Origin of the sequence: Brevundimonas sp. (genome assembly GCF_032107865.1) — a bacterium.
In the GTDB taxonomy this organism is placed as follows: Bacteria; Pseudomonadota; Alphaproteobacteria; order Caulobacterales; family Caulobacteraceae; genus Brevundimonas.
Genome location: NZ_DAMCNG010000260.1, coordinates 1 through 3401, shown reverse-complemented (window position 1 = coordinate 3401; position 3401 = coordinate 1). Strand labels below are relative to the sequence as shown.

3 protein-coding genes are annotated in these 3401 nt (G+C 66.2%); all 3 read left to right on the top strand.

The features are described 5' to 3' along the window. Positions 1-95: hypothetical protein (locus RT567_RS15120; RefSeq protein WP_313577067.1), on the top strand; the 95-nt coding region annotated here is incomplete at its 5' end. 257 nt (positions 96-352) lie between these two features. Further along, positions 353-2152 (top strand): long-chain-acyl-CoA synthetase, encoded by a 1800-nt coding sequence (locus RT567_RS15115; protein ID WP_313577066.1) that lies wholly within the window; start codon positions 353-355, stop codon positions 2150-2152. A gap of 137 nt (positions 2153-2289) precedes the next feature. After that, on the top strand, positions 2290-3159 hold the full coding sequence (gene motA / locus RT567_RS15110; RefSeq protein ID WP_003170169.1) for a flagellar motor stator protein MotA: 870 nt from the start codon (positions 2290-2292) through the stop codon (positions 3157-3159). Positions 3160-3401 lie beyond the last annotated feature (242 nt).

Below are 3401 nucleotides of genomic sequence, written 5' to 3'. Positions count from 1 at the left end.
GGCCGGTCGGGGTGGCGGTCGACGGGCGCGGCGCCCTGCTGGTCGCCGATGACGTCGGCGACGCGGTCTGGCGCGTGACGCCCGCCGCGCGATGAGATGCGACGGCCGCTTCATCAGTCATGAGGGCGCGGGCCTGGTTTCATCTGCAGACGATCCAGCGTGAAACCATCGACCATTGCCGGATCAGGTTGACCCTGCGTCGGCCTTCGACTTGACCTTACGTCATTGAAAAGGGCGCGAAAGCTTGCCTTTTTGTCGAATGGTCCCGTCTGCGTCCCCGCCGCCGGTTGACCCGCCGCCCCGCGCCGTTCATCAACCATGACAAAGGCAATCGGGAAGAGGCGGCGCACCCATGGGACTGGCGGCAAACATCCGGCGCGACATCAAGTTCGCTGGCGGGCTGTTCAGGCTTCTGAAGCGCATCAAGCCCATCACGCTCGACAGCGACGTCCTAGCCTGTGACGACATCGAGGAGGCGGTCGACAAGTTCGGCCCCAACATCGCGGTCGAGGACGAGACCCGCAAGCTGACCTATCGCGAGTTCGAAGCCCTGGCGAACCGCTACGCCAACTGGGCCAAGAGCCGCAATCTGAAGCGCAGCGACGTCATCGCCCTGGTGATGCACAACCGCGTGGAATACGTGGCCGCCTGGTTCGGCTTCTCCAAGGTCGGGGTGGCCACCGCCCTGATCAACAACAATCTGACCGGCGCGGCCCTGGCCCACTGCCTGACCATTTCGACCGCCTTCAACGTGGTGACGGACGAGGACTGCTGGCAGGCGGTCGAGGACGCGCGCGGCCTGGTCGATCGCAACCTGATGATCTGGGTCCACGGCCTGGGCGAGGAAAACGAGACCAACGCGCGCCGCGACCTGGACAACGCCGTGCGCAGCGCATCGTCCGTGCGGCCCGACCGTTCGCTGCGTCAGGGCATGACCAATCGCGACACGGCCCTGTACATCTTCACCTCGGGCACCACCGGCCTGCCCAAGGCGGCGCGGATGCCGCATTCGCGGGTGCGGACCTATATGCGCGCCTTCGCCGGGGCCACGGCCTCGACGCCGAAGGACGCCCTGTTCAACGTCCTGCCGCTGTATCACTCGACCGGGGGCCTGGTCGGCGTCGGCTCGGTGCTGCTGAACGGCGGGCGGATGGTGACGCGGCGGCGCTTCTCGGCCACCCATTTCTGGCCGGACGTGAAGGCGACGGGCGCGACCATGTTCGTCTATATCGGCGAGCTGTGCCGCTATCTGGCCAACAGCCCGGAACACCCGGACGAGAAGGGCCACAAGCTGCGGCTGGCCTTCGGCAACGGCCTGCGCCCCGACGTCTGGCCCGAGTTCCAGAGCCGCTTCGGCATCAAGGACATCCTTGAGTTCTACGGCTCGACCGAGGGCAACGTCTCCCTGTTCAACTTCGACGGCAAGGCGGGCGCCATCGGCCGCGTGCCGGGCTTCCTGAAGTCGCAGATCAACATCCGCCTGATCGCCCTGGACCCGGAAACGGGCGAGCCGGTGCGCGGCGCCGACGGCCTGTGCCGCCTGGTGATGAGCGGCGAGACGGGCGAGGCCATCGGCCAGATCGGCAGCGACATCCGCCACGACTTCTCGGGCTACGCCGACAAGAAGGCGTCGGAGAAGAAGATCCTGACCGACGTGCTCAAGAAGGGCGACCGCTGGTTCCGCACCGGCGACCTGATGCGTCAGGATCGTCAGGGCTACCTCTATTTCATGGACCGTCTGGGCGACACCTTCCGCTGGAAGGGCGAGAACGTCTCGACCGCCGAGGTCGAACAGCGCCTGTCGGAAGCGCCCGGCGTACAGGAAGTCATCGCCTACGGCGTCGAAGTGCCCGGCCAGGAAGGCAAGGCGGGCATGGTCGGCCTGGTGCTGGACGAGAAGTTCGACGCGGCCAGCTTCGCCGCCTGGGCCGACGAGCAACTGCCGACCTATGCGCGGCCGGTGTTCGTGCGGATGCTGAAGTCGGCCGACACCACCGGCACCTTCAAATACCGCAAGGTCGACCTGGTCGCCGACGGCTTCGATCCCGACAAGGTCGACGGCCCCGTCTGGGTGCGCGGCGGAAAGGCCGGCTATCAGAAGCTGACCGCCAAGGCCCGCGAAGCCATCCTGAGCGGCGCGACGCGGTTGTAGTTGTCTCCCTCCCCATGAAGGGGAGGAAGAGACTTGAGCGCTTTTCGTCCCGAACCGGGATTCGCGAAACGCGGCCTTAAGCATTAACGTGGATAACGGCGTCCTGACCCTTCGGCTCCAGGACGCCTGCTCGCCTCATGTTCCAGATCATCGGCATCGTCATGCTGTTCGCCATGGTGTTCGGCAGCTTCCTGCTGCACGGCGGCAAGATGGCGACGATCCTCTATTCGCTGCCTTATGAGCTCATGGCCATTTTCGGGGCGGGCATCGCGGCCTTCCTGATCTCCAACAGCCTGCCGGTGATCAAGGCCACCCTGGGCGGTCTGGGCAAGTGCTTCGCCGGGCCGAAGTGGAAGAAGCAGGACTACAAGGATCTGCTCAGCCTGCTGTTCCAGCTGACCAAGACGATGAAGTCCAAGGGCGTGATCGCCCTGGAAAGCCACATCGAGAAGCCGGCCGAGAGCACCATCTTCCAGAAATACCCCAAGGTGCTGAAGGACCACTTCGCCACCGACTTCATCTGCGACACCTTGCGGATGATGACCATGAACCTCGAAGATCCGCACCAGATCGAGGACGCCATGGAAAAGCAGCTGGAGAAGCACCACCACGAGGCCCTGGCCCCGGCGCACGCGCTGCAGACCCTGGCCGACGGCCTGCCCGCCCTGGGTATCGTCGCCGCCGTGCTGGGCATCATCAAGACCATGGGTTCGATCACCGAGCCGCCGGAAGTGCTGGGCGGCATGATCGGCGGCGCCCTGGTCGGCACCTTCCTGGGCGTCTTCCTGGCCTATGGCCTGGTCGGACCGTTCGCCTCGCGCCTGAACGCCATCGTCGAGGAGGAAGGCGCCTACTACAAGATCATCCAGTCCGTGCTGGTGGCCCACCTGCACGGCAATGCGGCCCAGATCTCGGTCGAGATCGGCCGCGGCGACATCCCCTCGACCGCCCAGCCGTCCTTCACCGAGATGGAAGAAGCCCTGGCCGCCGCGCCGATGGACGCCTGACCCCCGCACAAGCGACGTTCGGAACACGGAGCGTTCACGACGGTTCTCTCAGGATCACGGCCGCGTGCGCGGCCCTACGCCTGGAGCTGTCCCATGCCTGTGCGTCCTTCATCCTCCGCCTTTCGCCTCGGCGCCCTGGCGGTGCTGACGCTGGTCACCGCCTGCAACGAGCGGGCGCCGGAGCCGCCCGCCCCTGTGGCCGACACCGCCCCGACCGCATCCACGCCGCCCGTCAGTCCCGC

What these genes read in the sequence shown, in the direction of transcription:
- RT567_RS15115 (WP_313577066.1), top strand. Translation starts at nt 353, where the DNA reads ATGGGACTGGCGGCAAACATCCGGCGCGACATCAAGTTCGCTGGCGGG.
- motA (WP_003170169.1), top strand. Translation starts at nt 2,290, where the DNA reads ATGTTCCAGATCATCGGCATCGTCATGCTGTTCGCCATGGTGTTCGGC.